20 protein-coding genes are annotated in these 25,432 nt (G+C 30.2%); 5 read left to right on the top strand and 15 right to left on the bottom strand.

The window, feature by feature from the left end; translation table 11 throughout:
• Positions 1–136 precede the first annotated feature (136 nt).
• Positions 137–889: a sulfite exporter TauE/SafE family protein gene (locus AC34EU_RS03705; RefSeq protein WP_487533625.1), complete on the top strand. Its 753-nt coding sequence runs from the start codon at positions 137–139 to the stop codon at positions 887–889.
• Here the strand turns inward: AC34EU_RS03705 and ribB are convergent.
• The 5 genes from ribB to nhaC form a co-directional block, all read right to left on the bottom strand.
• Positions 886–2,019: a 3,4-dihydroxy-2-butanone-4-phosphate synthase gene (gene ribB / locus AC34EU_RS03710; protein ID WP_487533624.1), complete on the bottom strand. Its 1,134-nt coding sequence runs from the start codon at positions 2,017–2,019 to the stop codon at positions 886–888. The two genes, AC34EU_RS03705 and ribB, sit on opposite strands and share 4 nt — an antisense overlap.
• The gene (locus AC34EU_RS03715) at positions 2,019–3,470 is read right to left on the bottom strand and encodes an LptF/LptG family permease (RefSeq protein ID WP_487533623.1); all 1,452 of its coding nucleotides are present in this window, start codon (positions 3,468–3,470) and stop codon (positions 2,019–2,021) included. Before AC34EU_RS03715 ends, ribB begins: the two co-directional genes overlap by 1 nt.
• On the bottom strand, positions 3,470–4,114 hold the full coding sequence (gene lolA1 / locus AC34EU_RS03720) for an outer membrane lipoprotein periplasmic chaperone LolA1 (RefSeq protein ID WP_487533621.1): 645 nt from the start codon (positions 4,112–4,114) through the stop codon (positions 3,470–3,472). The genes AC34EU_RS03715 and lolA1 overlap by 1 nt, the downstream gene beginning before the upstream one ends.
• Positions 4,101–6,425 (bottom strand): FtsK/SpoIIIE family DNA translocase, encoded by a 2,325-nt coding sequence (locus AC34EU_RS03725; protein WP_487533620.1) that lies wholly within the window; start codon positions 6,423–6,425, stop codon positions 4,101–4,103. The genes lolA1 and AC34EU_RS03725 overlap by 14 nt, the downstream gene beginning before the upstream one ends.
• Positions 6,426–6,509: 84 nt before the next feature.
• Positions 6,510–7,940 carry a Na+/H+ antiporter NhaC gene (gene nhaC, locus AC34EU_RS03730; protein ID WP_487533619.1) on the bottom strand — a complete coding sequence of 477 codons (1,431 nt, stop codon included), beginning with the start codon at positions 7,938–7,940 and terminating at the stop codon, positions 6,510–6,512.
• 81 nt (positions 7,941–8,021) lie between these two features.
• On the opposite strand from nhaC, the gene lpdA reads away from it, so the two are divergent.
• Positions 8,022–9,422, top strand: coding sequence for a dihydrolipoyl dehydrogenase (lpdA, locus tag AC34EU_RS03735; protein WP_487533618.1), 1,401 nt, complete (start codon positions 8,022–8,024; stop codon positions 9,420–9,422).
• On the opposite strand, the gene argH is transcribed toward lpdA, so the two are convergent.
• From argH to AC34EU_RS03780, 9 genes are read right to left on the bottom strand one after another with little or no spacing between them, the layout of a single operon-like run.
• Positions 9,419–10,699: an argininosuccinate lyase gene (gene argH / locus AC34EU_RS03740; protein WP_487533617.1), complete on the bottom strand. Its 1,281-nt coding sequence runs from the start codon at positions 10,697–10,699 to the stop codon at positions 9,419–9,421. The genes lpdA and argH overlap by 4 nt on opposite strands.
• Positions 10,700–10,710: 11 nt before the next feature.
• Positions 10,711–11,769 carry a M20/M25/M40 family metallo-hydrolase gene (locus AC34EU_RS03745; RefSeq protein WP_487533616.1) on the bottom strand — a complete coding sequence of 353 codons (1,059 nt, stop codon included), beginning with the start codon at positions 11,767–11,769 and terminating at the stop codon, positions 10,711–10,713.
• Between the two features lies 1 nt (position 11,770).
• Entirely contained in the window at positions 11,771–12,544 is a 774-nt protein-coding gene (gene argB, locus AC34EU_RS03750; protein ID WP_487533615.1) for an acetylglutamate kinase, read from the bottom strand.
• Positions 12,537–13,484 carry an N-acetylornithine carbamoyltransferase gene (locus AC34EU_RS03755; protein WP_489666690.1) on the bottom strand — a complete coding sequence of 316 codons (948 nt, stop codon included), beginning with the start codon at positions 13,482–13,484 and terminating at the stop codon, positions 12,537–12,539. Before AC34EU_RS03755 ends, argB begins: the two co-directional genes overlap by 8 nt.
• Positions 13,481–14,605, bottom strand: coding sequence for an aspartate aminotransferase family protein (locus tag AC34EU_RS03760; protein WP_487533612.1), 1,125 nt, complete (start codon positions 14,603–14,605; stop codon positions 13,481–13,483). The genes AC34EU_RS03755 and AC34EU_RS03760 overlap by 4 nt, the downstream gene beginning before the upstream one ends.
• A 1-nt stretch (position 14,606) precedes the next feature.
• A complete protein-coding gene (gene proC / locus AC34EU_RS03765) occupies positions 14,607–15,401 on the bottom strand; it encodes a pyrroline-5-carboxylate reductase (protein ID WP_487533611.1) in 795 nt (264 codons plus the stop codon).
• Positions 15,402–15,412: 11 nt separating this feature from the next.
• Entirely contained in the window at positions 15,413–16,387 is a 975-nt protein-coding gene (argC, locus tag AC34EU_RS03770; RefSeq protein ID WP_487533610.1) for an N-acetyl-gamma-glutamyl-phosphate reductase, read from the bottom strand.
• Positions 16,384–17,568 carry an argininosuccinate synthase gene (locus AC34EU_RS03775; protein ID WP_487533609.1) on the bottom strand — a complete coding sequence of 395 codons (1,185 nt, stop codon included), beginning with the start codon at positions 17,566–17,568 and terminating at the stop codon, positions 16,384–16,386. The genes argC and AC34EU_RS03775 overlap by 4 nt, the downstream gene beginning before the upstream one ends.
• A 1-nt stretch (position 17,569) precedes the next feature.
• Positions 17,570–18,100 (bottom strand): GNAT family N-acetyltransferase, encoded by a 531-nt coding sequence (locus AC34EU_RS03780; protein ID WP_487533608.1) that lies wholly within the window; start codon positions 18,098–18,100, stop codon positions 17,570–17,572.
• Between the two features lie 356 nt (positions 18,101–18,456).
• On the opposite strand from AC34EU_RS03780, the gene tilS reads away from it, so the two are divergent.
• A complete protein-coding gene (gene tilS, locus AC34EU_RS03785; protein WP_487533606.1) occupies positions 18,457–19,755 on the top strand; it encodes a tRNA lysidine(34) synthetase TilS in 1,299 nt (432 codons plus the stop codon).
• Between the two features lie 4 nt (positions 19,756–19,759).
• Complete coding sequence (locus AC34EU_RS03790; RefSeq protein ID WP_487533605.1) at positions 19,760–21,715, top strand: protein-disulfide reductase DsbD family protein; 1,956 nt, start codon at positions 19,760–19,762, stop codon at positions 21,713–21,715.
• A gap of 6 nt (positions 21,716–21,721) precedes the next feature.
• On the opposite strand, the gene prfB is transcribed toward AC34EU_RS03790, so the two are convergent.
• A protein-coding gene (prfB, locus tag AC34EU_RS03795; RefSeq protein WP_487533604.1) for a peptide chain release factor 2 occupies positions 21,722–22,832 on the bottom strand; the annotation gives its coding sequence in 2 pieces (ribosomal slippage) (positions 21,722–22,768 and positions 22,770–22,832; 1,110 coding nt in all).
• A 152-nt stretch (positions 22,833–22,984) separates the two neighbouring features.
• Here prfB and AC34EU_RS03800 point away from each other — a divergent pair.
• Positions 22,985–25,432 (top strand): zinc-dependent metalloprotease, encoded by a 2,448-nt coding sequence (locus tag AC34EU_RS03800; protein WP_487533603.1) that lies wholly within the window; start codon positions 22,985–22,987, stop codon positions 25,430–25,432.

The following is a 25,432-nucleotide window of genomic DNA, read 5'->3' on the forward strand; positions in this document are numbered from 1 at the left end:
GTGACCCTCAACAGTTTTCAAGACTGCCGCATTCGACCACTCTGCCATTTCTCCTTTGCGGTGGCAAATATACATTGTTTTTTAGGTAATAAAAAAAGTTTGTGCTTGGCTTTTATATACTAAGTATATTTACATCATGGAAGGAATTCAGGAAGTTTTAATATTGATTGTGTCTGGCTTTATTGCCGGCGTGATTAACACCTTAGCGGGTGGTGGATCTTTATTAACACTTCCAATATTAATTTTTTTAGGTCTGCCTCCAGGCGTTGCAAACGGAACAAATAGAATTGGAATTTTGATGCAATCAATTTCAGGAACATTGGGATATAAAAGTAAGGGCATAAGCACCTATCCATTTAATCTTTATTTAGGAATTTCAGCATCAATTGGTGCTATAATTGGAGCGCAGATTGCTATTGATATCCAGGGTGATTTGTTTAATAAAATTCTAGCAATAATTATTGTAGTAGTTGGGCTTTTGATAGTTTTTAAGCCTAAAAATAATATTAAAGTATTAGAAGAGAGACTGACAGGTAAATATTTATATATTAGCTGCTTAGGTTTCTTTTTTATTGGTATTTATGGCGGCTTTATTAATGCTGGAATTGGAATTGTTATTATGTTCTTTTTAACTAGGTATAATAGACTATCTCTTATTAAAACAAATGCTGCTAAAGTTGCTTTAGTTGGTGTTTATACTATTGGTGCTTTAGCTTTATTTGCTTATAATAATAAAGTTAATTGGTCAATGGGTTTATGGCTTTCTTTTGGAACAATATTTGGAGCTTGGTTTACAAGTAGATATTCTGTGAGAAAAGGGGAGAAGGTTATAAAATTCTCTTTATTATTTATGGTTGTAGCAATGGCAGTTAAACTATGGTTCTTTTAATAACCTACTTGGTCCGTTATCTCTAATCCATATCCAGTTAATCCAATTCTAGGTATTTGTTTTGAATTACTAACTATTCTCAACTTTGTAATATTTAAGTCATGTAATATCTGTGCTCCGATACCAAAATCTTTATAATCCATTCTTAAAGGAGGAACTTGATTTACTTTTCCATCATCTTGAATATCCTTTAATGAATTGATTCGAGATAACAGATCTTCACTTGATTCTTGATGATTAATAAAAAGTATAGCTCCTTTTTTTTCTTTATTAATTAAGGAAAATATACCATCCAGACTTTTATCAGAAGCTCCAGTAAGAACGCCTAAAATATCATCATGTATTCTTGATGAATTAATTCTTGTTAAGATTGGTTCTTTTGCCTCCCAATCTCCAATTGAAAGGGCTAAGTGAATCTGACTATTAGTGGTTTGTTGATACGCTCTTAATCTATATTTGCCATACCTGGTTTCTATTTCTGTATCAACCTTTTTTAAAATTAAACTATCATGTTCCATTCTGTATGCAACTAAGTTTTCTATAGATACAATTTTTAAGTCAAACTTTTTCGCAATTTCAACTAGCTCTGGAAGCCTTGCCATTGATCCATCGTCATTAATTATCTCAACTATAACTCCTGCTGGTTTTAAACCGGCCAACCTTGAAAAATCTATTGCAGCTTCAGTATGACCAGTTCTTCTTAAAACTCCTCCTTCTTTTGCAATTAACGGAAAAATATGTCCAGGTCTTGAAAGGTTATGAGGTTGAGTGTCGTTATCAACTAATGCTTTAATTGTTTTAGATCTGTCGTTAGCAGATATACCTGTGGTTACTCCATTTCCTTTTAAATCAACAGAAACTGTGAAAGCAGTCTCCAATGGATCGGTATTATTAGACACCATTTTATCTAAATTTAGATCATAACACCTGTTTTCATTTAATGGAGCGCAAACTAGTCCTCTTCCATGAGTTATCATGAAATTAACTAGCTCTGGAGTTACTTTTTCGGCAGCGCAGATAAAGTCACCTTCATTTTCTCTATTTTCATCATCAACGACAATTATAATTTTGCCTTTTTTTATATCTGATATAGCTTCAGAAATTGTATTTAATTCTATTTGTTTTTTCATCAATGTTTTTTACCCCCCATGTATTTAAAATAAAGTTTTTGAATTGGAATTAATAAAGGATCTAGATTTACAAGCCCTTTATCTGAAGATGCTCTTTTAGCTAATATAAAAGCAAATGGAGCCAATATTATAGTGGAAATCCACGATGCAAACATTGGTGTAATGCTATTGTCTTCTGCAGCGTTTTTGCTAAAAAGACCTATGTAGTGATAAATTAAAAATATTACAACAGATAAAACTAATGGTAAACCCAAACCTCCTTTCTTTATAATTGCACCAAGCGATGCTCCGATGATAAAAAGTAAGATTGAAGCAAATATTAAAGTATACTTATCATAAAGTGTTGTTTTATGAAGGTTTATTAGCTTTTGGAATAAGAAAAAATTACGTTTTTTGCTTTTTAGGTTATTAATAGTTCCAGATAAACGAGGGATTGTTGTTCTTATCACTTCAGCATATTTATATTTTTTATCAGCATTGATAAACTCTAAAACATTTGATCTTAAAAGATTAGATAAACCAGTACTGTCTTTTTCGATTACAGTAAGTTGAGAAAGACCATTTGTTTTATTGTAATTTTCACTAAATATATTTTTTTGTTCTTCCAAATCAATTTCCAAAGAATCAATGCTTACTTTTAATTGCTTTGCTTTTTGCATTCTATAGGTGGTCGTATAATCTTGAGCCTCTAGGTCTACATTATTAAATTGTGAAAGGTCAATATTCATGATATACTCTTCAAAGTGAACTTTTGTAAATGGGTACTTGATTTGATCAGTAAGCTTTTTTGGAACAACATCTTCATATCTATAACCATTATAGAGAACCATTTGAAGCATTGCATCTGTAGTTTCACTTCTTAACTCCCCTGATTCTGCTTTTATGACAACTCTATTTTTATTGTCTCTAGTTTTTTCATGTATAATAATATCTTCCATTAATTGATTATTATCACCATATTTTCTCATCACCTTTATTGTCATTTGACCTAAGTCATTAAAAACACCTTCTCTTATCGCTAATGCTGGCTTTAATTTTGAAATATTTTTTCTAAGATTATATGATTTTAATTCTCCATAGGGGATTATATGATTTGAAAAAAAATAGGTGCCAATACCTAAAAAAATATGAAAAAAGACTAATGCTAGCATAGCTCTTTGTAATGAAATCCCTGTAGATTTCATTGCTGCAAACTCATAATTTTCAGATAAAGTACCATAGGTCATCAAAGAAGCTAATAAAACAGAGAGAGGAAGGACCAGTGGTACTAGTTTGGGAGAATAGTAGATCAAAAATCTAAATATTGTTAAAAAATCCAAACCTTTTCCAGCTAGTTCATCTATGTATAGCCAAAATGCTTGAATTATAAAGATTAGCATACAAATAACAAAGACTGAAACTAATCTAGTAGTGTATAGTTTTAAAATATATAAATCAATTATTTTAATCATTAGTTTATATAAAATCCAGGATAATCAACGTCATTAAAAATAAAAAAGTCAGTAGATATGCTTTTATTGATAACGAAATTTTCAAGGGTAAGCGTTGTGGTTGTTCTTTGTTTACCAACTTCTATAAGTTTATAAATGTTTTTAGACTTTGTGTTTATTCCAAGAAGAATATAGGATACATCTTGACTTTCCTCAGTTGGGATTAATTTAACAAATTGAATCTTGTTGCCTCTAACAATCTGAAGTATGTCCCAATGAAAATCATATCCAGATTTATATATATCAATTAGTTCTGTAGGATTTAAAATAGCAGTATCTTCTTGATCGGGTTTTGAAATTAAAACTTCTTCGTTTTCAGGAATTATAGTGTATAAATCTTTACCATCGAACAGTTGAGTTATATCTGATGTAATTAATTTATATTTTTTAGCTGAAACAACAATACTACCACTGGTCTCTTGTTTTATGTTTTCTTGAGTATTTTCTAAAGCATACTTAAAATTAAACTGATAATTCTTGTAACTACTCATCTGAGTAGAAGTGTCATCTAAAAGTTTTTTAGCTTTTAATGAGGTTTGACTAAACAGGAAGTTAGATAGAACGAAAAGCAAACTAAATAATACTATTTTTTTAAATTTTCTCATTGTCCAAGTGATTGTTTAAATGATTTAAATCTGAAACCAAAACCTGTCTTGCTTTACTTCCTTCAAAGGGTCCAACAATCCCAGCGGCTTCCATTTGATCAATAATTCGTCCAGCTCTATTGTAACCCAATTTTAATTTTCTTTGTAATAGAGAGGCAGATCCTTGTTGAGCAATAACAATAACTTCAGCAGCATCTCTAAATAAGGCATCTCTATCTGAAGCATCGATATCTAATAAATTATTATTTTCTTCACTAATATACTCAGGAAGTATATATGCATCACTAAATCCAGTTTGAGAACCAATATAATCTGCTATTCGGTCAACCTCAGGTGTATCCACAAAAGCACATTGTATTCTTGATAGTTCGTTGCCTTGAGTATATAACATGTCTCCACGACCTATTAATTGATCTGCACCTCCACTATCTAAGATTGTTCTAGAGTCAATTTTCGATGTTACTCTAAATGCTATTCTAGCAGGAAAGTTTGCCTTAATAATTCCTGTAATTACATTTACAGAAGGTCTCTGTGTAGCAATTATTAAATGAATTCCGACGGCCCTTGCTAATTGAGCTAAACGAGCAATAGGAGTTTCTACTTCTTTTCCAGCAGTCATAATTAGATCAGCAAATTCGTCTACAACAAGAACTATATATGGTAGATATTTAAACCCATCATTTGGATTAAGCTTTCTGTTCTTGAATTTTTTGTTGTATTCGACTAAGTTTCTACATAATGCATTTTTTAAAAGCTCATATCTATTATCCATTTCAATACATAATGAATTTAGAGTATTTATAACTTTACTATTATCAGTTATTATGGGATCTTTACTATCAGGTAGTTTTGCTAGATAATGCCTTTCAATTTTATTATAAATTGTTAATTCAACTTTTTTTGGATCAACTAAAACAAATTTAACTTCAGCTGGATGTTTTTTGTATAAAAGTGAAGTTAAAACAGCATTTAAACCCACTGATTTTCCTTGACCTGTAGCTCCAGCCATAAGTAAATGAGGCATCTTTGAAAGATCAACAACAAAAGTTTCATTGCTTATTGTTTTACCTAAAGCAATTGGAAGTTCCATTTCTGCTTTTTGAAACTTAGTTGATGAAATAACTGATTTCATGGAGACAATGCTTGGATTTTGATTTGGAACTTCAATTCCTATAGTACCTTTTCCAGGAATAGGCGCAATTATTCTTATACCAAGAGCTGAAAGAGATAATGCAATATCATCCTCAAGGTTTTTAATTTTTGAAATTCTTATTCCAGCTTCTGGAACAATTTCATAAAGTGTTACTGTAGGTCCAATTGTAGCTTTAATTTGAGCAATACCAATTTTGTAATTTTTTAGAGTATTTACAATTTTTATTTTATTCTCCTCTAACTCTTCTTGGTTGATAGTTATTCCTGTATTTGGGTAATCTTTCAACAAGTCAATAGATGGGATTTTAAATTTACTCAATTCTAGGGTTGGATCAAACTCTCCGTGCTTTTCAACTAGTTTTTCGGATAATTTATCTTCTGAATCTTGATGAGTATCTTCTATTTCCATTTTTAATTCGTTATCATCATTCGAATTACCTACTACTTTATTATTGTCTTTTAGCTTTTCTTCAAATTTTTCATCTAATTCTTTAATTTTGGTGTTAGAGAAATTTGACTTTTCAATATTTAAATTAGATGCTTCACTTTGAATTAAATCATTTTCATCAATGTCAAGATCTTCCTTAGCTTTAGTATCAGGTTTTTTAAAATATTGATAGATTTTTTCAGGAGTAAAATTCCAATGAAAAACGATGATACATAAAAAATAGAAAAAGATTATAGAGCTGAAACCTAAGAAACCTGTGTAATCAGTGATAAGATTAGATAATTCATAACCAACAACCCCATCAATAACAGGAAATTCGTCATGAAAAAAGCTAAGAAAAAGTGAACCAAATAAAATATAGTTTAATCCCCAAGACCATTTAATAATTAAACTTTTTCGAGAAATATCAAAAAATAAGATAGAACCAGTAATGAAAAATAAATAACTAAAAATATATGAAGAAATACCAAAAAGATTAAAAATAAATAAATGCCCAAGCCATGCACCTATTTTACTTAAAATATTTTCAGTTTGTACGTCACGATCTTGAAATGATGTTAATGTTGATTGATCAACCTCCCAAGTTAATAGGTATGACGTAAAAGAGACGAAAAGAATTAAGCTTATTAAAACTAAAAAACTTCCTAAAATAATAGTTCTTTGTCTAATAGTTTCTTTGGAAGTTGGATTCTTTTTTTTACTTAAAGCCATTTGTTTTTTACAATATCAAAATATTAGTTACAAAAATACAAATTAGTAATGATTTGATTTATTTTCAATATTTATTTATGAACACTATTTTAAAGAACGTATTTTTATTTTTAATAGGGCATATAGAAGAGTCATGAATGGACTTATCCAATTAAAAATCGCATATATAAAATATTCACTTACTCCTACGTTGAGAACACTTGATTGGTATGCTCCACAAGTGTTCCATGGAATTAATGCAGATGTAACAGTCCCCGAATCCTCAAGTGTTCTACTTAGATTTTCTGGAGCAAGATTCCGATCTTTATATGCTTTTGAAAACATCTTTCCTGGAATTACAATTGCTAAATATTGGTCTGAGGCAGTTAAATTAATTGTTAAACATGTTGCAACTGTACTTGCGAATAATTGAAAAGTGTTTTTAGCCCAATTTAAAAGTGTATTTGTAATGGAAGAGAGTGCACCAATAGCCTCCATTACCCCTCCAAAAACCATTGCACATATTATAAGCCAGATAGTGTCTAACATTCCCTTCATCCCTCCTGATGAAAAAAGATCATATAAGAGTTTATTTTCAGTTTCTATTTGACTACTTACTGAAATCGCATTCAAGATTCCTTTATAAGCACTGGAAAAATTATAGGTTTTTTCGCCACTTAAAGCTAAAACAATATCAGGTTGAAAAATCAATGCAAAAATTGCTCCTAATATTGTACCGGCTAAAAGAGCTATAAGCGGTGGTGTTTTTCTTGAAATTAAAAAGATTACAAATGCTGGAACTATGAATAACCAATAATTAATATTAAATTTTAATTCTATTTGATTTAATAAAGTTAAAATATCAGCTGCTCCTTTTTGCTCTTGAAAAAAACCGAGCATTATAAATACTATTATTGTTATTATTATACTAGGAAAAGTAGTTAAGGTCATATATTTAATATGAGTAAATAAATCCCCTCCAGACATTGCTGGAGCTAAGTTTGTAGTGTCACTTAAAGGAGATAACTTATCTCCAAAATACGCGCCAGATATAACAGCACCTGCAATCATTCCCGGTGGTAAGCCTAATGCCTTACCAATTCCAATTAATGCAATCCCTACTGTTGCCGAAGTAGTCCAGCTGCTTCCTGTTGCAATAGATATTATGGCACATATTATTATACAAGAGGGAAGAAATATGGTAGGATGCAGAATTTTTAACCCATAATATATCATAGCTGGAATTACTCCACTTGCTAGCCAAGTTCCCGCTAATGCGCCTACAAAAAGTAAAATTAAAATTGCACCCGCTACTGATTGAAAATTATCTGCAACTTTAACTAGCATTTTCTTATAAGATACTTTGTAATAAAAACCAACAGTTGCAGCAATAGAAGCACCAATTAATAAAATAAATTGATTTGATCCTGAGAGTGCATCATCTCCAAAAACAAAAACATTATATGCTAGGAGCAGTATAAGCATTATCAATGGAATTAATGATGAGACAATAGGAAGTGATTTTACTTTATTCAAAACTTTTAATTTAAGATGATATCTATTTGTACAATGTTAAGAATTTTCTAACTAATTTTACATTATAATCAAACGGATAGTATGAAATCATATGATGTTACTGTAATTGGCTCAGGTCCTGGCGGATATGTTGCGGCCATAAGATGCTCTCAATTAGGACTCAAAACTGCTTTAATTGAAAAATATAAATCTTTAGGAGGCACTTGTTTAAACGTAGGATGCATTCCTTCAAAATCGCTACTTGATTCATCTCATCATTATGAGGAAGCTATTAAAAACTTTAATACTCACGGAATAGAAATTTCTGGAGAGATAAAGGTTAACCTTAAAAAAATGATTGCAAGAAAGCAATCTGTTGTTGATCAAACAACTAAGGGTATAAATTATTTAATGGATAAAAATAAAATTGATGTTTTTCATGGTATTGGTAGTTTTCAAGACTCAACTCATATTAAAATTGAATCTGATAAATCTGAAGTTATTGAATCTAAAAATACAATAATTGCTACAGGATCTAAACCAACCACTTTACCTTTTGCTAAAATTGATAAAGAAAGAATTATTACATCTACTGAGGCTCTTTCATTGAAAGAAATCCCCAAACATATGGTTGTAATAGGGGGAGGAGTTATAGGTCTTGAGCTAGGTCAAGTATATCGTCGAATCGGTTCTGAAGTTTCTGTTATAGAATATGCAGACCGTATTACACCAATCATGGATTCTAGTATATCCAGAGAGCTAACTAAGGTTTTAAAAAAACAAGGTATAAAGTTTTATTTTTCACATTCAGTAGTTCAAGTTGATCGTTTAAAAGAAGGAGTAATTGTAAAAGCATTAGATAAGAACAAATCTGAGATAACTTTCGAAGGTGATTACTGTCTTGTTTCTGTTGGAAGAAAGCCTTTTACTGATGGTTTAAATTCAGAAGCAGCTGGAGTGAAACTAAATGAAAAAGGAGAAGTTATTGTAAATGAAATGCTTCAGTCTAGTAATTCAAATATTTTTGCAATTGGAGACGTTGTTAGGGGAGCTATGTTGGCTCATAAAGCTGAAGAGGAAGGAGTTATGGTTGCAGAAATTATTGCTGGTCAAAAACCTCACATTGATTACAATCTTATTCCAAATGTGATATATACATGGCCAGAAGTTTCCTCAGTTGGAAAAACAGAAGAAATGTTAAAATCTGAAGGAATTGATTACAAAGTTGGTCAATTCCCAATGAGAGCTCTAGGAAGAGCAAGAGCTAGCATGGATACAGATGGTTTTGTTAAAATATTAGCTGATTCCGAAACTGATGAAGTTTTAGGAGTTCATATGGTAGGGGCTAGAGTCGCAGATCTTATTGCAGAAGCAGTAACAGCTATGGAGTTTAGAGCCTCGGCAGAAGATATTTCTAGAATGAGTCACTCTCATCCAACATATGCCGAAGCAGTAAAAGAAGCTGCTCTTGCTGCTACTGATAATCGCCCGCTACATATTTAGAACATTTTTTCAAACTTATGTTTTATTTTTTCTAAAGATAGGTTTCCAATACTTCCTGTATGTGAATGTTTTACTGATCTATTTGGTTTGAATTTTCCAGTTTTAATACTCTTTTTGTATTCAATATATACATCTCTAAATGGTTTACCTTTATTTACTTCAGCATATAAAGTATCCACACTAAATAGGGTGTCATATTTTTTTTGATTGGTAATTTTTTTAGAGATTTTAATTTGTGGTAAACTAAAAATTAAAATCTCTAAACATGATTTTAATTCTTCAATAGCATTAATTATAGGGCCTTTTGTTAATTGAAATTCTCTATGGTATCCACTTGGAAGATTGCTCATTAGAATAGACAATTGATAAGGAATTCCTTGAAGCATATTACACTTGCCTCGAATTAATTCAAATATATCGGGATTCTTTTTATGAGGCATTATACTCGATCCAGTAGTCAGGTTGTCAGGAAAAGAAATAAACTCATAATCTTGTCCCATGTATAAACATATATCCATTGATAATTTTGCAAGGGTACTTCCTAGTATACTTATAGCTATTGCAGTTGATTTTTCAACTTTTCCTCGACTCATTTGAGCAGCAGTAGAATTAAATTTAAGAGTTTTAAAGCCTAAAAGCTTTGTAGTTAATTCTCTGTTTATAGGAAAAGAACTTCCAAAACCTGCCGCACTCCCTAAAGGATTTTGATCTGATAAACAATACGCTGTATTTAAAAACTGAACATCATCAATTAGGCTTTCTGCATAAGCAGAAAACCACATTCCAAATGAAGTCGGCATAGCTGTTTGAAAATGTGTATAACCAGGCAGTAAATCTGCTTTATGTTTTTCAGATAAATTAATTAGCAAATCAAATAAATTTTTGGTTTCTAATTTTATTAATGAAATTTCATTCTTTAAGTATAAATGCATTGCAACTAAAACTTGATCATTTCTTGATCTAGCTGTGTGAATTTTTTTACCAATATTCCCTAATTTGTCAATCAAAATATATTCAATTTTTGAATGCATATCTTCAAATTTATTTTCAATAGTAAAGTTTCCATTTTGAGCTTGAATTTTAATTTCTAATAATACTTCACAGATCTTATTCGCTTCGTGTTCTGTTAAAATTCCTATTTCATATAACATTTTGGCATGAGCAATTGAAGCTTCACAATCATATTTAGCTAGTTTAAGATCATATTTACGATCATTTCCTACAGTAAATTGATCTACTTTTTCATTTATTTTTTTATTTTCTCCCCAGATTTTCATATTAATCCTTTTTATAAAATTTTTTTTAATAGCTGTATATAAATTTCAATTGCTTCATCAATTTCATTAATATATATATATTCATTGGCTGTATGGGATCTAGTCGATAAACCTGGACCCATTTTTAATGATGGACAACTTAATGCAGCTTGATCTGAAAGGGTAGTAGAGCCGTACGTAATTCTCTTAATACTAATTCCTGACTGAACCAATTCATGATTTATGTCTATAGATGAAGACCCTAACCCCAAAGATCTTGGAATTAACTTGCAGGGAGCTTCCTTCATTAGGATTTCTGAAACATCTTCATTAGTATATTTATCATTTACTCTAACGTCAATTACTAAATTTACTTTGGCTGGAATTACATTATGTTCTTTCCCAGAATGAATTTGTGTAATCGTAATTTTCACTGGACCTAATAAATTTGATTTTTTTTCAAATGAAAAATTTTCAAACCATTCTAATACTTTAGGTAATTTCATAATTGCACTATCATTGTTATAATGTGCCGCATGAGTTGCAGTACCGTTTATAACACCATCAAATACAATTAAACCTTTTTCTGCAATCGCTAAATTCATCTCGGTAGGTTCTCCAATAATTGCAAGATCAATTGAAGGTAGTTTAGGAATTAAACCTCTCAAGCTGTTGATCCCTGCAATTTCCTCTTCACCTGATGCTGCAATTACAAGGTTGTATTTTAATTTTTTTTGTTTATAATAAAAAGTGAATAATGCAATAAGAGAAACTAATGCACCACCTGCATCATTACTGCCTAAGCCATATATTTTTCCGTTTTCAATGTCAGCTTTGTATGGGTTTCTAGTATATGCAGTGTTTGGTTTTACAGTATCATGGTGAGAGTTTAAAAGAAGAGTAGGTTTGTTTGAATCGTAATATCTGTTTAATGCCCAAATATTATTTTTCGATCTGTTAAATATAATCTCGTTTTCAATGAACCACTTTTCAATTCTATTTGCAGTTTTGTCTTCTTCACCTGAAAAAGATTGAATGCTAATCAAGTCTTTTAATAATACTATTGCCTTTTCTGTCAATTCCTTTTTCATATTATAAAATTAGAGTTGTATGAGCTTCATTAACATTAATCATTTTTGGTGATCCAATTTTAACCATTTTTACTCCATTTTGGAGAGCATCAAAACAATTATCAATTTTTGGGATCATCCCTAAATTGACAATTCCCTTTGATTTAAGGTTATCATAAGTTTTGGGATTAATCAACTCAATTACACTTTGCTCGTCACTAATAGATCCTAGAACGCCATTTTTTTCAAAACAATACCATAAAGACACTTCAAAATAATTTGAAAGACTTTTTGCAATAGCTGATGCTATAGTATCTGCATTGGTATTTAAAAGCTGACCATTTTTATCATGTGATATTGCACAACATACAGGGGTTAGAGCATTTTCTAACAATAATAAAAACAAGTTTAAATTGATTTCCGTAATGTCTCCAACAAATCCATAATCAATATCTTTCACAGACCTTTTTACTGCTGAGATTGAATTACCGTCTGCCCCCGAGAGTCCAATAGCGTTACAATTCAATGCTTGTAGCTTTGCTACAATATTTTTGTTAATTTTCCCTCCATACATCATAGTGATGACGTCTAAATTATCTTCATTTGTGATTCTTCTTCCTTCGATCATTTGAACAGGAATATTTAGTTTATCGGCCATTTCTGTAGCTTTTTTACCCCCACCATGAATTAATATTTTGAATCCTTTTAGCGCAGTAAAATCTTGTAAAAAAGATTCTAATTTTGCAGAATTTTCAATTACATTACCTCCAATTTTGACAACAAAAAGTTTATCCATTTTCTAAAATTTCTTTTAAAACTGCTTGTGCAGCATAAATTCTATTTTCTGACTGTTTTATAACCAACGAATTAGGATTATCCAAAACACTATCTGCTACAACAACATTTCTTCTTACAGGAAGACAGTGCATGAATTTAGCATTATTGGTGAGTTTCATTTTTTTTGGGGTTATCATCCATTTGTCATCAGTTCTTAATATTTGACCATATTGCTCATAAGAACACCAGCTTTTTGCATATACAAAATCGGCTCCTTCAATAGCTTTATCTTGATTTGTATATATTTTCACCCCTTTTGTTATTTCTGGATTCAAAGCGTATCCTTCGGGATTAGCTATTATAAATTCAGCATCAATATTTTTCATCATCTTTGTAAAAGAGTTCCCCACTGCATGTGGAAGTGCTTTGGGATGAGGCGCCCAGGTTAAAACTATTTTAGGACGATGAGGTGTCCTATGTTCTGTTAGTGTAATAGCATCAGCAAGAGCTTGAAGTGGATGCGCCGTAGCACTTTCCATGTTAATAATTGGAATAGTTGCATACTTTGAAAAACTGTTTAATACAATTTCTGCTTCATCTTTTTCTTTGTTAGTCAGAGAGGCAAATGCCCTTATAGCCACCATATCAAAGTATTGCGAGACTACTCCAGCAGCTTCTTTAATATGTTCGGATCGTATTCCAGTCATTCTTGTCCCATTTTCAAATTCTAAAGCCCAAGCTTCATTACTAAAATTCATTATCATTGAATGAACCCCAAGACTGTTTGCAGCTTTTTGTGTACTTAACCTTGTTCTTAAACTAGGATTAAAAAATAACATTCCTAATGTTTTTCCTTTACCTAGGGCACTATATTTAGTAATGTTTTTTTTTAAGTCAATTGCTTGTGAAAGTGTTTCGTTAAAATTTGTTAGATCTTCTAGCTTGATAAAATTTTTCATAACAATTCTTTTAATGCTTTAAAAAATTTATCAAAATGAGTCTTTTGAATGGTTAAAGGCGGTAAAATCCTCAATAGGTTTTTATTACCACTTCCACCAGTAAATATTTTCTTATCATAAATTAATTTTTTTCTAAGGTCACTAACTTGAAAGTCAAACTCTAAACCTAACATCAACCCTCGACCTTTAATTCTAATTACTTGAGAAATGCTTTTCGCTTTTTTAACAAAATAATCTCCCATAATTTTAGCATTTTCTTGGAGTTTCTCTCTTTTAATAACATCTAAAACAGTTATTGAAGCTGAGCACGCAAGGTAATTTCCGCCAAATGTTGTTCCTAACATTCCATATTTAGCCTTTATATTTGGGTGAATAAGAACTCCTCCAACAGGAAAACCATTCCCCATTCCTTTTCCCATGCAAATAAAATGTGGTTCAATATTGTATTTTTGGAAGGCAAAGAATTTTCCAGATCTACCAAAACCAGACTGTACTTCGTCAGCAATTAAACAAGCTTCGTATTTCTTACACATTTTTTCTATTGATAAGATAAATTCTTCACTTGGCTCATCTAAGCCACCATAACCCTGAATTGATTCAAATAAAACTGCGCAAACATCACCTATTTTTAATTCATTTTCTAAAGCATAAATATCATTAAGTGAAATAAACGTTACTTTTTGTTGTTGGTCTAAAGGAGAATGAAAACTTCTAAAATCTGTTGCTGCAATAGCCGCACTTGTTCTTCCATGAAATGAATTTTTAAAGGCGATAACTCTTTTCTTTCCAGTATGCATTGAAGCAAGTTTTAATGCGTTTTCATTTGATTCAGCTCCTGAGTTACATATGAATAATCGATAATTATAACAACCCGATAAACTTTCAATTGAATTTGCCAGTTCTTTTTGTAGAGGGTTTATTACTGAGTTTGAATAAAACCCAATTTTATTTAATTGACTAGATATGTTTTTAATATAATCTGGATGAGAATGACCTATTGAAATAACAGCATGTCCTCCATAAAGATCAAGATATTCTTTTCCATCTTTATCATAAACAAATACATTTTTTGCTTTTGTAGGGTTAACATCATATAAAGGGTAAACATCAAATAGTTTCATATTATTGTTTTGAGATTTCATTAATCTTTTCAAAAGATGCCACTATGCCTTTAATGAGAGACGAACTCAAACCTTGATGTTCCATTTCATTTAGGCCTGTTATAGTACATCCTCTTGGAGTTGTCACTTTATCAATTTCTTTTTCTGGATGGGATCCAGTATCTATTAATAAAGTAGCGGCTCCTAGTGCAGTATACATTGACATTTTCATTGATTCATTTGCATCAAAACCTAATTGAACTCCACCTTGAGTAGTTGCTCTAATAAGTCGCATCCAGAAAGCAATTCCACTAGCACAAAGAACTGTAGCAGCTTGCATATGTTGCTCTTCAATTATAATTGAAGTTCCAAGAGCGTTAAATATTGCAGTAGCAATATCAATACGTTTCTTTCCGGTTTTATTACTACATAAACATGTCATTGACTTACCAACAGATATAGCAGTATTTGGCATTGATCTTATAATAGGATAGTTTGTGCTAACAATAGATTCAATTCGATTAATTTTGAAACCGGTTATAGTTGATATTATAACATGTTTTTCATTTAACAGATCTACAACTTCTTTAAGAATATTTTCAAACTGACTTGGTTGTACTGCGAAAATTAATATATCAGAGTTTGATACAGCTTCTCTATTATCATTAGTTACTGTTATATTTTGATTTTCATTCCATTTTTTCAAATCTTCACAATTTCTTTTAGTTAGATAAAGCTTAGTAATTATATCATTGATTATAAGCCCTTTGGCAATACTCAATCCTAGATTTCCTGTCCCTATAATGGCTATTTTCATTTTAATTCTATTTAATATATACTTGATTTTAGTTTCAAACCTAAATTTTCATTCCATCCCATCATTAAATTGAGGTTTTGTACAGCTTGACCTGAAGCACCTTTTATTAAATTATCAATTACAGAGGTAATTAATAAAAGATTTTCATGTTTATATAAATGAATAAAGCAGTTGTTAGAATTAACTACATTTTTTAAATCAATTTCATTTTCTGAGATATGTGTAAAGGGAGCATCTAAATAAAAATCATTATATAATTTTTCAGCTTCCTTAACCGTTCCTTTATATTCAAGATAGGCTGTTGAAAAAATTCCTCGGGTAAAATCACCCCTATGGGGAAGAAAAATAAGATTTGTCTCATTATTTTGAAGACTTGAAAGTGTTTCAGTAATTTCTCCCAAATGTTGATGAGCAAAAGGCTTGTACCACGAAAGATTATTATTCCTCCAACTAAAATGTTTTGTTGAAGAGAATTGGGCTCCAGCTCCAGTACTACCAGTAGTAGCATTGACATGAACCTTACTATTAAGTAGTCTGTGTTTTGCTAAAGGTAATAATGCTAACTGAATTACAGTTGCAAAGCACCCTGGATTAGATATAGCATTTGCAGCTTTAATATTTTCTTTTTTATATTCTGGTAGCCCATAAACAAATTTTCTTCCTTTAAACGTATTGTCTTGCTTTAAACGAAAATCATTACTTAAATCAATAATTATAGTAGAATCAGAAAAAATGTTATCCTCTAAAAATTTAAAAGATTTTCCATGCCCTAAACAAAGAAAAACTACCTCAACTTGTTCATTAATTTTATTTGTAAAACATAAGATAGTACTCCCTAATAAATCAGGGTGAGTATCACTTATAAGTTTGTTTTGCTTAGTCCTGCTATAAACAAATTCTAATTCTATTTTTGGATGATTGATTAATAATCGAATTAATTCTCCACCTGTATAACCAGATCCTCCAATAATTCCTGCTGTTTTCATTCTTTGTTATTTATGCTTTTATGAATTTTATGTGCGTTTGACGTTATTTTTATAAAACCTTTTGCATCAATTGCCGACCAGTTCTTATTCATTTCTCCATAGTCTCCAAATGACGTATTCATTAAATCATTTTTAGATTTAATACCTTCCAGTTCGAATCTATAAGGGTGAAGCTTTAAAAAAACTTTCCCATTAACAGTTTTTTGACTCTTTTGTAAAAAGGCTTCTATATCTCTCATAACTGGATCTAGATAGTTTCCTTCATGTAAAAGCATTCCATAAAAATTTGCTAATTGCTCTTTTTGAAATTGTTGCCATTTAGATAGGGTATGCTTTTCTAATAAATGATGAGCATTGATTATTATTAGAGGAGCTGCTGCTTCAAATCCAACACGCCCTTTAATACCTATAATAGTATCACCTACATGAATACCTCTTCCAATAGCAAAACCTTTAGCTATTTTTTGTAGCTTATTAATTAAAATAACAGAATCACCTTCTTTTCCATTTAATGCTACCACCTGTCCATTATTAAACTCAAGGGTTATTTTTTTTGATTCTGTCTCAACTAATTGACTTGGATAAGCCTTTTCAGGTAAGCCGTTAAGTGAAGTCAAAGTTTCGTTACCCCCAACACTAGTACCCCATAAACCTTGATTTATAGAATATTGAGCATTTTTCCATGAAATGTTAATTCCATTTAATTTCAAGTATTTAATTTCATCTTTTCTACATAATCTTTGATCTCTAATTGGAGTAATTATTTCTATATTAGGTGCTAATATTTGAAAAATTAAATCAAAACGTACTTGATCGTTTCCAGCGCCCGTACTTCCATGTGCAACATATTTAGCATCTATACTTTTAGCATAGTTAATTACTTCAATTGCTTGAATAATTCTTTCTGAACTAACAGATAACGGGTAAGTATTATTTTTTAAAACATTTCCAAATATTAAGTATTTTATAATTTTCTCATAAAATGAATTTAGAGCGTTAATTGATTCATAGTATTTTGCACCAAGTTTAATGGCTTTATTTTTTTGTTTCCTTATGTCATTTGTTGTGAAACCACCTGTGTTTATTGAAACTGCATGGACCTGGTAGCCTTCTTGAGAAAGCTTCATTATACAATAAGATGTATCAAGACCACCACTATAGGCAAGAACTAGTTTTTTCATTTTACTTTTTTTTATTGGACTCATATAGCATACCTGTGCAAAGACATAATTTTCTTTCGGTTCGATTAAGCACATCATAATTCTTACATGTCTGACATCCTTTCCAAAATTCAGGGTTTTTAGTTAGCTCAGAAAAATGAACGGGTTTATAGCCTAGTTCATAATTTATTTTCATAACAGCTTGACCTGTGGTTATTCCAAATAATTTTGCTATTGGAAATTTTTTTCTAGAAAGTTCAAAAATCTTTTTTTTAATTTTCCTAGCTAAACCTTTGCCTCTAAATTTTGGATCAACAATTAAACCAGAATGAGCTACATAATCACCATGATCCCATATTTCTATATAGCAAAACCCTGCAAATTCATTATTTATCGAAGCAATGACTGAATTTCCTTTTTCTATCTTTTCAGAAATATATGCAGGGGATCTTCTTGCTATACCGGTGCCTCTAACTTTTGCTGAAGCATCAATGCAAGCTGAAATTTTATTTGCATGATGTAGATGTGTCGGATTTGAAATTTCAATATCCATGATTAGAAAAAATAATAATTAATAAAAAAGTTGAAAATTTTTTAGGAACCGGACTCACCTAGATTCCATATATATGTAATGCCCTTAGGCGGGACGTTGAAAGTTAGGGCGTCCAGAGATAAATAATATGCGAGAAATTGATAAAAATTTCATGACGTCAAATATCATAATAATAATTTAATAAACTCAATTCCTATTTATTTTTATCATATTATTTATTTTTAGCTATTTAATTTAATTATGTTTAAAAAAATCTTTGATTTAGTATGTTTTTTCAACAAAACTTTCATTTATATAAGTTTTAATTACAATATTAAATTCATAAAACGTCTATTAATAGTTAATTTTGCTCTTAGATGAGTATAAAATCTTTAAAAATAGAAGACTTATATCCGCAGCTCAAGAATAAAAAATCTCTTTTAGCTGTAAGTGGAGGAGTTGACAGTATTGTTCTAACGCATTTATTTTCTAATTCAAAATTTAAGTTTTGTATTGCGCATTGTAATTACAATCTAAGAGGAAAGCATAGTGACAACGATGCTATTTTAGTTAAAAATTTAGCAAATAGTTTAGATGTTGATTTATTTCTTAAAAAAGTTGACACTATTGAATATTCTAAGAAAAACAAGTGTTCAATTCAAATGGCCGCTAGAGACATTAGGTATAATTGGTTTAATGATTTATTAATTGAGAATGACATTTCTTGCGTAATAACTGCACATCATCTAAATGATCAATTAGAAACATTTTTAATTAACATCAGCAGGGGTAGTGGTATAAACGGTTTGATTGGTATACCTGAAACAAATAAATTAATAAGACCACTATTGAATTACACCAAGGAAGAGCTCTTAGCATATGCTAATGAAAATAATCTTAAATGGAATGAAGATAAAAGTAATTTAAAGAATGATTATTTAAGAAACTCAATAAGGAATTTAGTTATTCCAGAATGGAAAAAGATCATACCTGATCTTGAAAAATATTTTCAAAAAACTATCAATCATATTGGTGATGCTAGCAAAGCATTAAATATTCAAATAGATGATTTTAAAAAAAATTTTTTTATAAATATTGAAACAGGTATTAAAATAGACCTTAAGGATATAAACAAGCTAAGTCCTAAAGAATTTTTTTTACATGCAATTTTTAAACAATACGGATTTATTCATCCATTGGAGTTGGAAAAATTGATTAACTCGTCTCCAGGCAAATTAATATCTTCTGACTCTCACGAATTGTTAAGAGATCGCGAATGTCTTATTTTAAGAAAAAAAATAGAACAAATTAAAATGTCTCATGAAATTAATTTAATTCCACAAAAGTTGAAATTTCCATTTAATATTGAAATAAGTCTAGAGCCACTTCATGATATAATTAATTCAATTGAAGTTGATCCTTCATTGCTAAACTCGATATTAGAAATTAAGAAGCCTTATGTTGGCGCATATTTTTATCCAACAGGAATGTCTGGTAGAAAAAAATTGAGTAAATATTTTAAAGATGAAAAATTTTCTTCATTTGAAAAAGAAAATCAATGGATTTTAACTTCTAATAATATGGTTGTATGGGTTATTGGAAAAAGAGCAGACAGAAGGTTTTTATCTAATATAAATTCAAATAAAAGGATGTATATTCGTATCGATTTATCATAGAAAAATGCAAAGATTACTTCTACTTTTTTTTGTAATATCATTAAATTTATTAAAATCTCAAGATGCAATAGAGCCTGTAAAATGGAACTTTAGTTATGAGGTGATAAGTGATTCGACCATAGCTTTAAAGTTTGAAGCCAAGATTGAGGATAATTGGCATATGTACTCCCAATTTATAGAAAACGAACCACCTCTTTCAACAATGTTTTTATTTGAAGAAGAGCCATATAGTTCAATACTAAAAGTTAGTGAAGGAGAAAGCATTATTTCATATGATCCTATTTTTGAAAAAGATTTAAAATATTTTGAAAAGAATGCTTTATTTGAACTCGAAATTCAAATTAATGATTCCATAGACTCAATATCAGGTACAGTTGAATATCAAGCATGTGATGATAAATTGTGCGTATTTAGGTCTGAACCATTTAGTTTCAGTCTCAAAAATAATGTTGTATCAAAAAGTGTTTCAATTGATGAAAAAAGTATATCCATAGCCAATTCTTTAAAATTAAATTTATCTGAATCGGAATATTTAACAAATAATAAAAATAATAATTCAAATAAAAGTAATTGGAAAATATTTATGTTAGGAATGTTAGGAGGAATTCTAGCCTTATTAACTCCTTGTGTGTTTCCAATGATTCCTCTTACAGTTTCATATTTTATTAAAAATGTAAAATCAAGATCAAAAGGGGTGAAAGATTCTTTTATATATTCATTTTTTATAATTCTTATATACGTTTTATTAAGTCTTCCATTTCATCTATTTGACTCTTTAGATCCTGAAATATTAAATGTAATTGCAACTAATGTTGTTGTTAATTTAATATTCTTTTTTGTGTTTATATTTTTTGCTTTTTCATTTTTCGGATTTTACGAACTTACTTTGCCTAATAAATGGTCTAATTTTTCTGATTCTGCATCTTCAAAATGGAAAGGTGTAATGGGTTTATTCTTCATGGCTTTAACATTGTCAATTGTTTCTTTTTCATGTACTGGACCAATATTAGGTTCTTTGTTAGCAGGATCGCTAACATCTGATGGTGGTGCAGCACAATTATCATTTGGTATGCTTGGTTTTGGGATAGCCTTGGCGTTGCCTTTTGGCTTGTTCTCTTTGTTTCCAAAAAGCTTAAAGCTTATTCCTAAATCTGGCACCTGGCTTAACACAACAAATATTGTTATTGGCTTTATTGAACTGGCTTTAGCTTTAAAGTTTTTATCAAATGCAGATTTAGTTTCTCATTGGGGAATATTAAAACGTGAAGTTTTTGTATCAATATGGGCATTAATATCTTTGCTAACAGCACTATATTTATTTGGAATATTTCATTTTCCACATGAGGTTAAACATAAAATAAAAATTTTTAGAAAATCAATTGGATTATTTTTTGTTTTCTTCACCATATACCTTGTTCAGGGTTTATTAGTAAAAGGAAATAACTTAAAGTTATTAAGTGGCTTTCCTCCTCCACTTTTTTATAGTATAAATGACTCAAATAACGAATGTCCTCTTAATTTAGATTGCAATAAAGATTTTTTTGATGGTCGAGTTATTGCTGAGAAGACAAATAAACCAATTCTAATTGACTTTACTGGTTGGGCTTGTGTCAATTGTAGAAGAATGGAAGAAAATGTTTGGTCTGACCCACAAGTATTTGAAATTTTAAATAATGAGATAGTATTAGTTTCGCTTTATGTAGATGATAGAAATGAATTGATAAAAGAAAATCAATTTAGTATAAAACGATTAAATGGAACATTGAAAAATATTAAAACTATTGGACAAAAGTGGTCAACTTTTCAATATTTAAATTTTAAAACAGCATCACAGCCATTTTATGTTTTAATAACCTCTGATGGAGAGCTGCTAAACGATCCTATTCAATATGCAGATAAAACTGTATTTAAAAATTGGTTGAATAAAGGATTGGAAAACTTTAATAAAAATCGACTTTAATAGGTTTTATATTTCGTCATCATCATTATTTTTCTGTCCCATATACATTAAATATCCTTTTAGAAACTTATCGATTGAACCATTCATTACAGCATCTACATCGTTAGTTTCAACCTTAGACCTGACATCTTTTATTAACTTATAGGGATGCATCACATAATTTCTTATTTGTGAACCCCATTCAATTTTCATTTTTGATGACTCTATTTCTTCTCTTGCAGACATTTTCTTTTGTAATTCAATTTCATATAATTGAGATTTGAGTAACTGCATTGCTTTTCCTTTATTTTCTAGCTGAGATCTTGTTTCTGAGTTTTCAATAACTATTCCTGATGGTTTGTGTCTTAATCTAACAGCTGTTTCAACTTTATTCACATTTTGCCCTCCAGCTCCACTTGAACGCATAGTTTCCCAGGTTATGTCTGAAGAATTTATAATTATTTCAATTGTATCGTCAACCAAGGGGTAGACATAAACAGAAGCAAAAGAAGTATGTCTTTTAGCGTTGCTGTCAAAAGGAGAAATTCTAACTAATCTATGAACTCCATTCTCACTTTTTAACCATCCAAAGGCGAATTCACCTTGCAATTCAATAGTTACTGTTTTAACTCCAGCTACATCTCCTGCCTGATGATTTAGTTCTTTTAATTTAAATCCATTTTTTTCCCCCCACATTAAATACATTCTCATTAACATTTCTGCCCAATCACAACTTTCCGTACCACCAGCTCCAGCAGTTATTTGAAGTATTGCAGAAAGATTATCTCCTTCATCAGACAACATGTTCTTAAACTCTAATTTCTCAAAAAGCTCTATGATTTCTTTGTATAAGTCATCCAGCTCATTCTGGCTAGCCTCTCCATCGCTTAAAAATTCTAATAAAATTTCTAATTCTTCCAATTTATCTCGAATTAGGTTATAATCTATAACCCATTTTTTTTGAGATTGAAGTTCACGCATAAATGATTCTGCATCTTCAGGATTATTCCAAAAATTTGGAGATAAAGTTTTTTCCTCTTTATTTGAAATTTCTATTTCCTTTGCAGGTATGTCAAAGATACCTCCTTAACGCGCCAAGGCGATCTATAAGCTCTTTAAATATTTCTGTAGTGAGCATGTTTTAAAAGTTGTTTAGCTAAAGTAATTTACTTTATTGGTATTATCGATCTAAGCTTAGCTTTTATTATACGATTAATAAAAATTTTTATTAATATAAAATGTAAACCTACATGTCTCTATTTTTATTAGTTTTATTTAAAATCAATATAAATGAAAAATAAAAAATTCCTATTGGGTTTATTGCTAATGTTTTTATCTGTAAATATTATCGCTCAACGCAAAGAAATAAGAAAAAATAAAGGCAAGTCTAGAGTTAAAACATCTAAATATGATTCAATGAAATCTTATTTAGGGTATTTTAATTTTTATTATGACAACACTAATGACCATATTTATTTAGAGGTTAAAGAATTGGAAAAGCAGTTTTTGTATGTAAATAGCTTAAGTGAAGGAATTGGAAGTAATGATATTGGTTTAGACAGAGGACAACTTGGGGGTAGGAGAGTAGTATACTTTAAAAAAGCAGGAAATAAGCTGTTATTAGTTGAACCAAATCAAAAATATCGTGCAAATTCAAACAATTATTTAGAAAAAAAATCAATTAAACAAGCATTTGCAAAATCAGTTATATGGAGTTTTCCGATTAAGGAATCTAATAAAAATGGATATGTAATTGATTTAAACGAGTTTTTGTTAAATGATACGCATGGAGTGTCGCAAAGATTAAAGTCTAGAAAGCAAGGTTCTTATTCTGTCAACAAGTCAAGATCCTCAATGGAACTTAAACGGACAAAGGCTTTTCCTAAAAATATTGAATTTGATATTCAACTAACTTTTACTGGTCAGCCTCAAGGCAGTTTGATAAAGACTGTAACTCCATCTGCTGATGCAGTATCAGTTAATCAACACCACTCTTTCATTGAATTACCTCCATTAGACTTTAAAATGAGACGCTTTGATCCAAGGAGTGGAGTAAATGCATTTAGGTTTTATGATTATGCAACTCCTGTAAACGAACCCACACTTCAAGAATATGTGGTTAGACATCGTTTAGAAAAGAAAAATCCTGAATTAAAAATCAGTGAACCAATTGAGCCAATAGTCTATTATCTTGACAATGGAACACCTGAGCCAGTTAGGTCAGCATTACTAGAGGGGGGTAGATGGTGGAATCAAGCTTTTGAGAATATAGGCTTTAAAAATGCATTTCAGGTAAAAATATTGCCAGATGATGCTGATCCTCTTGATGTTAGGTATAATGTTATTCAATGGATTCATCGCTCTACAAGAGGTTGGAGTTACGGAGCCAGTATAATTGATCCAAGAACTGGAGAGATTTTAAAAGGGCAAGTAAGTCTGGGTAGTTTAAGAATTAGACAGGATTTTATGATTGCTTTAGGTTTAACTGAATCACCATTTAAAATCAACAACAATAAGGATAAAAAAGCTTTAGAAATGGCTTTGGCAAGAATTCGACAATTATCAGCACATGAAATTGGACACACATTAGGGTTTGCTCATAATTTTGCTGCAAGTGCAAATAATAGATCTTCGGTTATGGATTATCCACATCCTACATTAAGCATTATTGAAGGAAAAATAAATTATGATAATGCCTACGCTATAGGAATAGGAGATTGGGATAAGGTTAGTGTTTCATATAATTATTCAGTTTTTTCTGATGAAATTGATGAAAACTTTGCACTTCAAAATATATTAGAAAAAAGCTATATAAATGGTCATAGATTTATTTCTGATTCTGATTCAAGACCAATTGGCGGTGCTCACCCAAAATCACATTTATGGGATAATGGAGCAATTGCGACCAATGAATTAGATAATTTATTAAAAATCAGAAAGATAGCCATGAATCAATTTTCTTTAGATCATATTAGATTTGGTGAAAATTATTCAGTTCTTGAAGATAGACTAGTTCCAATGTATTTTTTGCATAGGTATCAGTTACAGGCTGTTGTAAAGTTAATTGGTGGAATAAATTATGATTATGGTGTTAAAAGCAATATTAAATATGAAACATCACCTGTAAATACTAGTGATCAAAAACTCGCTTTGAAAAGTTTGTTGAATTCAATTTCCCCTTCGGAATTAACAATTCCAAAATCACTCCATTCAATATTAAGTCCAAGAACTTTTGGAAATTATCGAAATCGAGAGAGTTTTGGATCACAAACTGGAGTTGGGTTTGATTATTTAGGTGTTGCAAATTCATTAAGTGATGCTGTAATAGGTATGATTTTAAATCCTCAAAGAGTATCAAGGTTAATTCAGCAAGATGCTATTTATAAAGATCAGTTGACTTTTAATGATGTTATTTTACAATTAATCGAAGAAATATTTAAAACAAATACAACTGATTCTTATTTTCAATCAATTAAAGAGATTAATCAAGCCAATTTACTTAAACATCTTATGATTTTAAGTAATTCTAATAATGTTTACCCTCAGATTAGGGGTGAAATTTATAATGAGCTAGATGATTTATCTACATGGCTTAATAAAAATTCAGAGATTAGATTTTCTAAGTTTTATCAAAACCAAATAAGTCAATTTAAGTCCCAACCTGAACTTATTTCTCCCTTAAAAACTGAAAAAATACCGGATGGCTCGCCTATTGGTTCAATTGTATGTGATTTTTAA

It is taken from the genome of Candidatus Marivariicella framensis, from assembly GCF_982709265.1.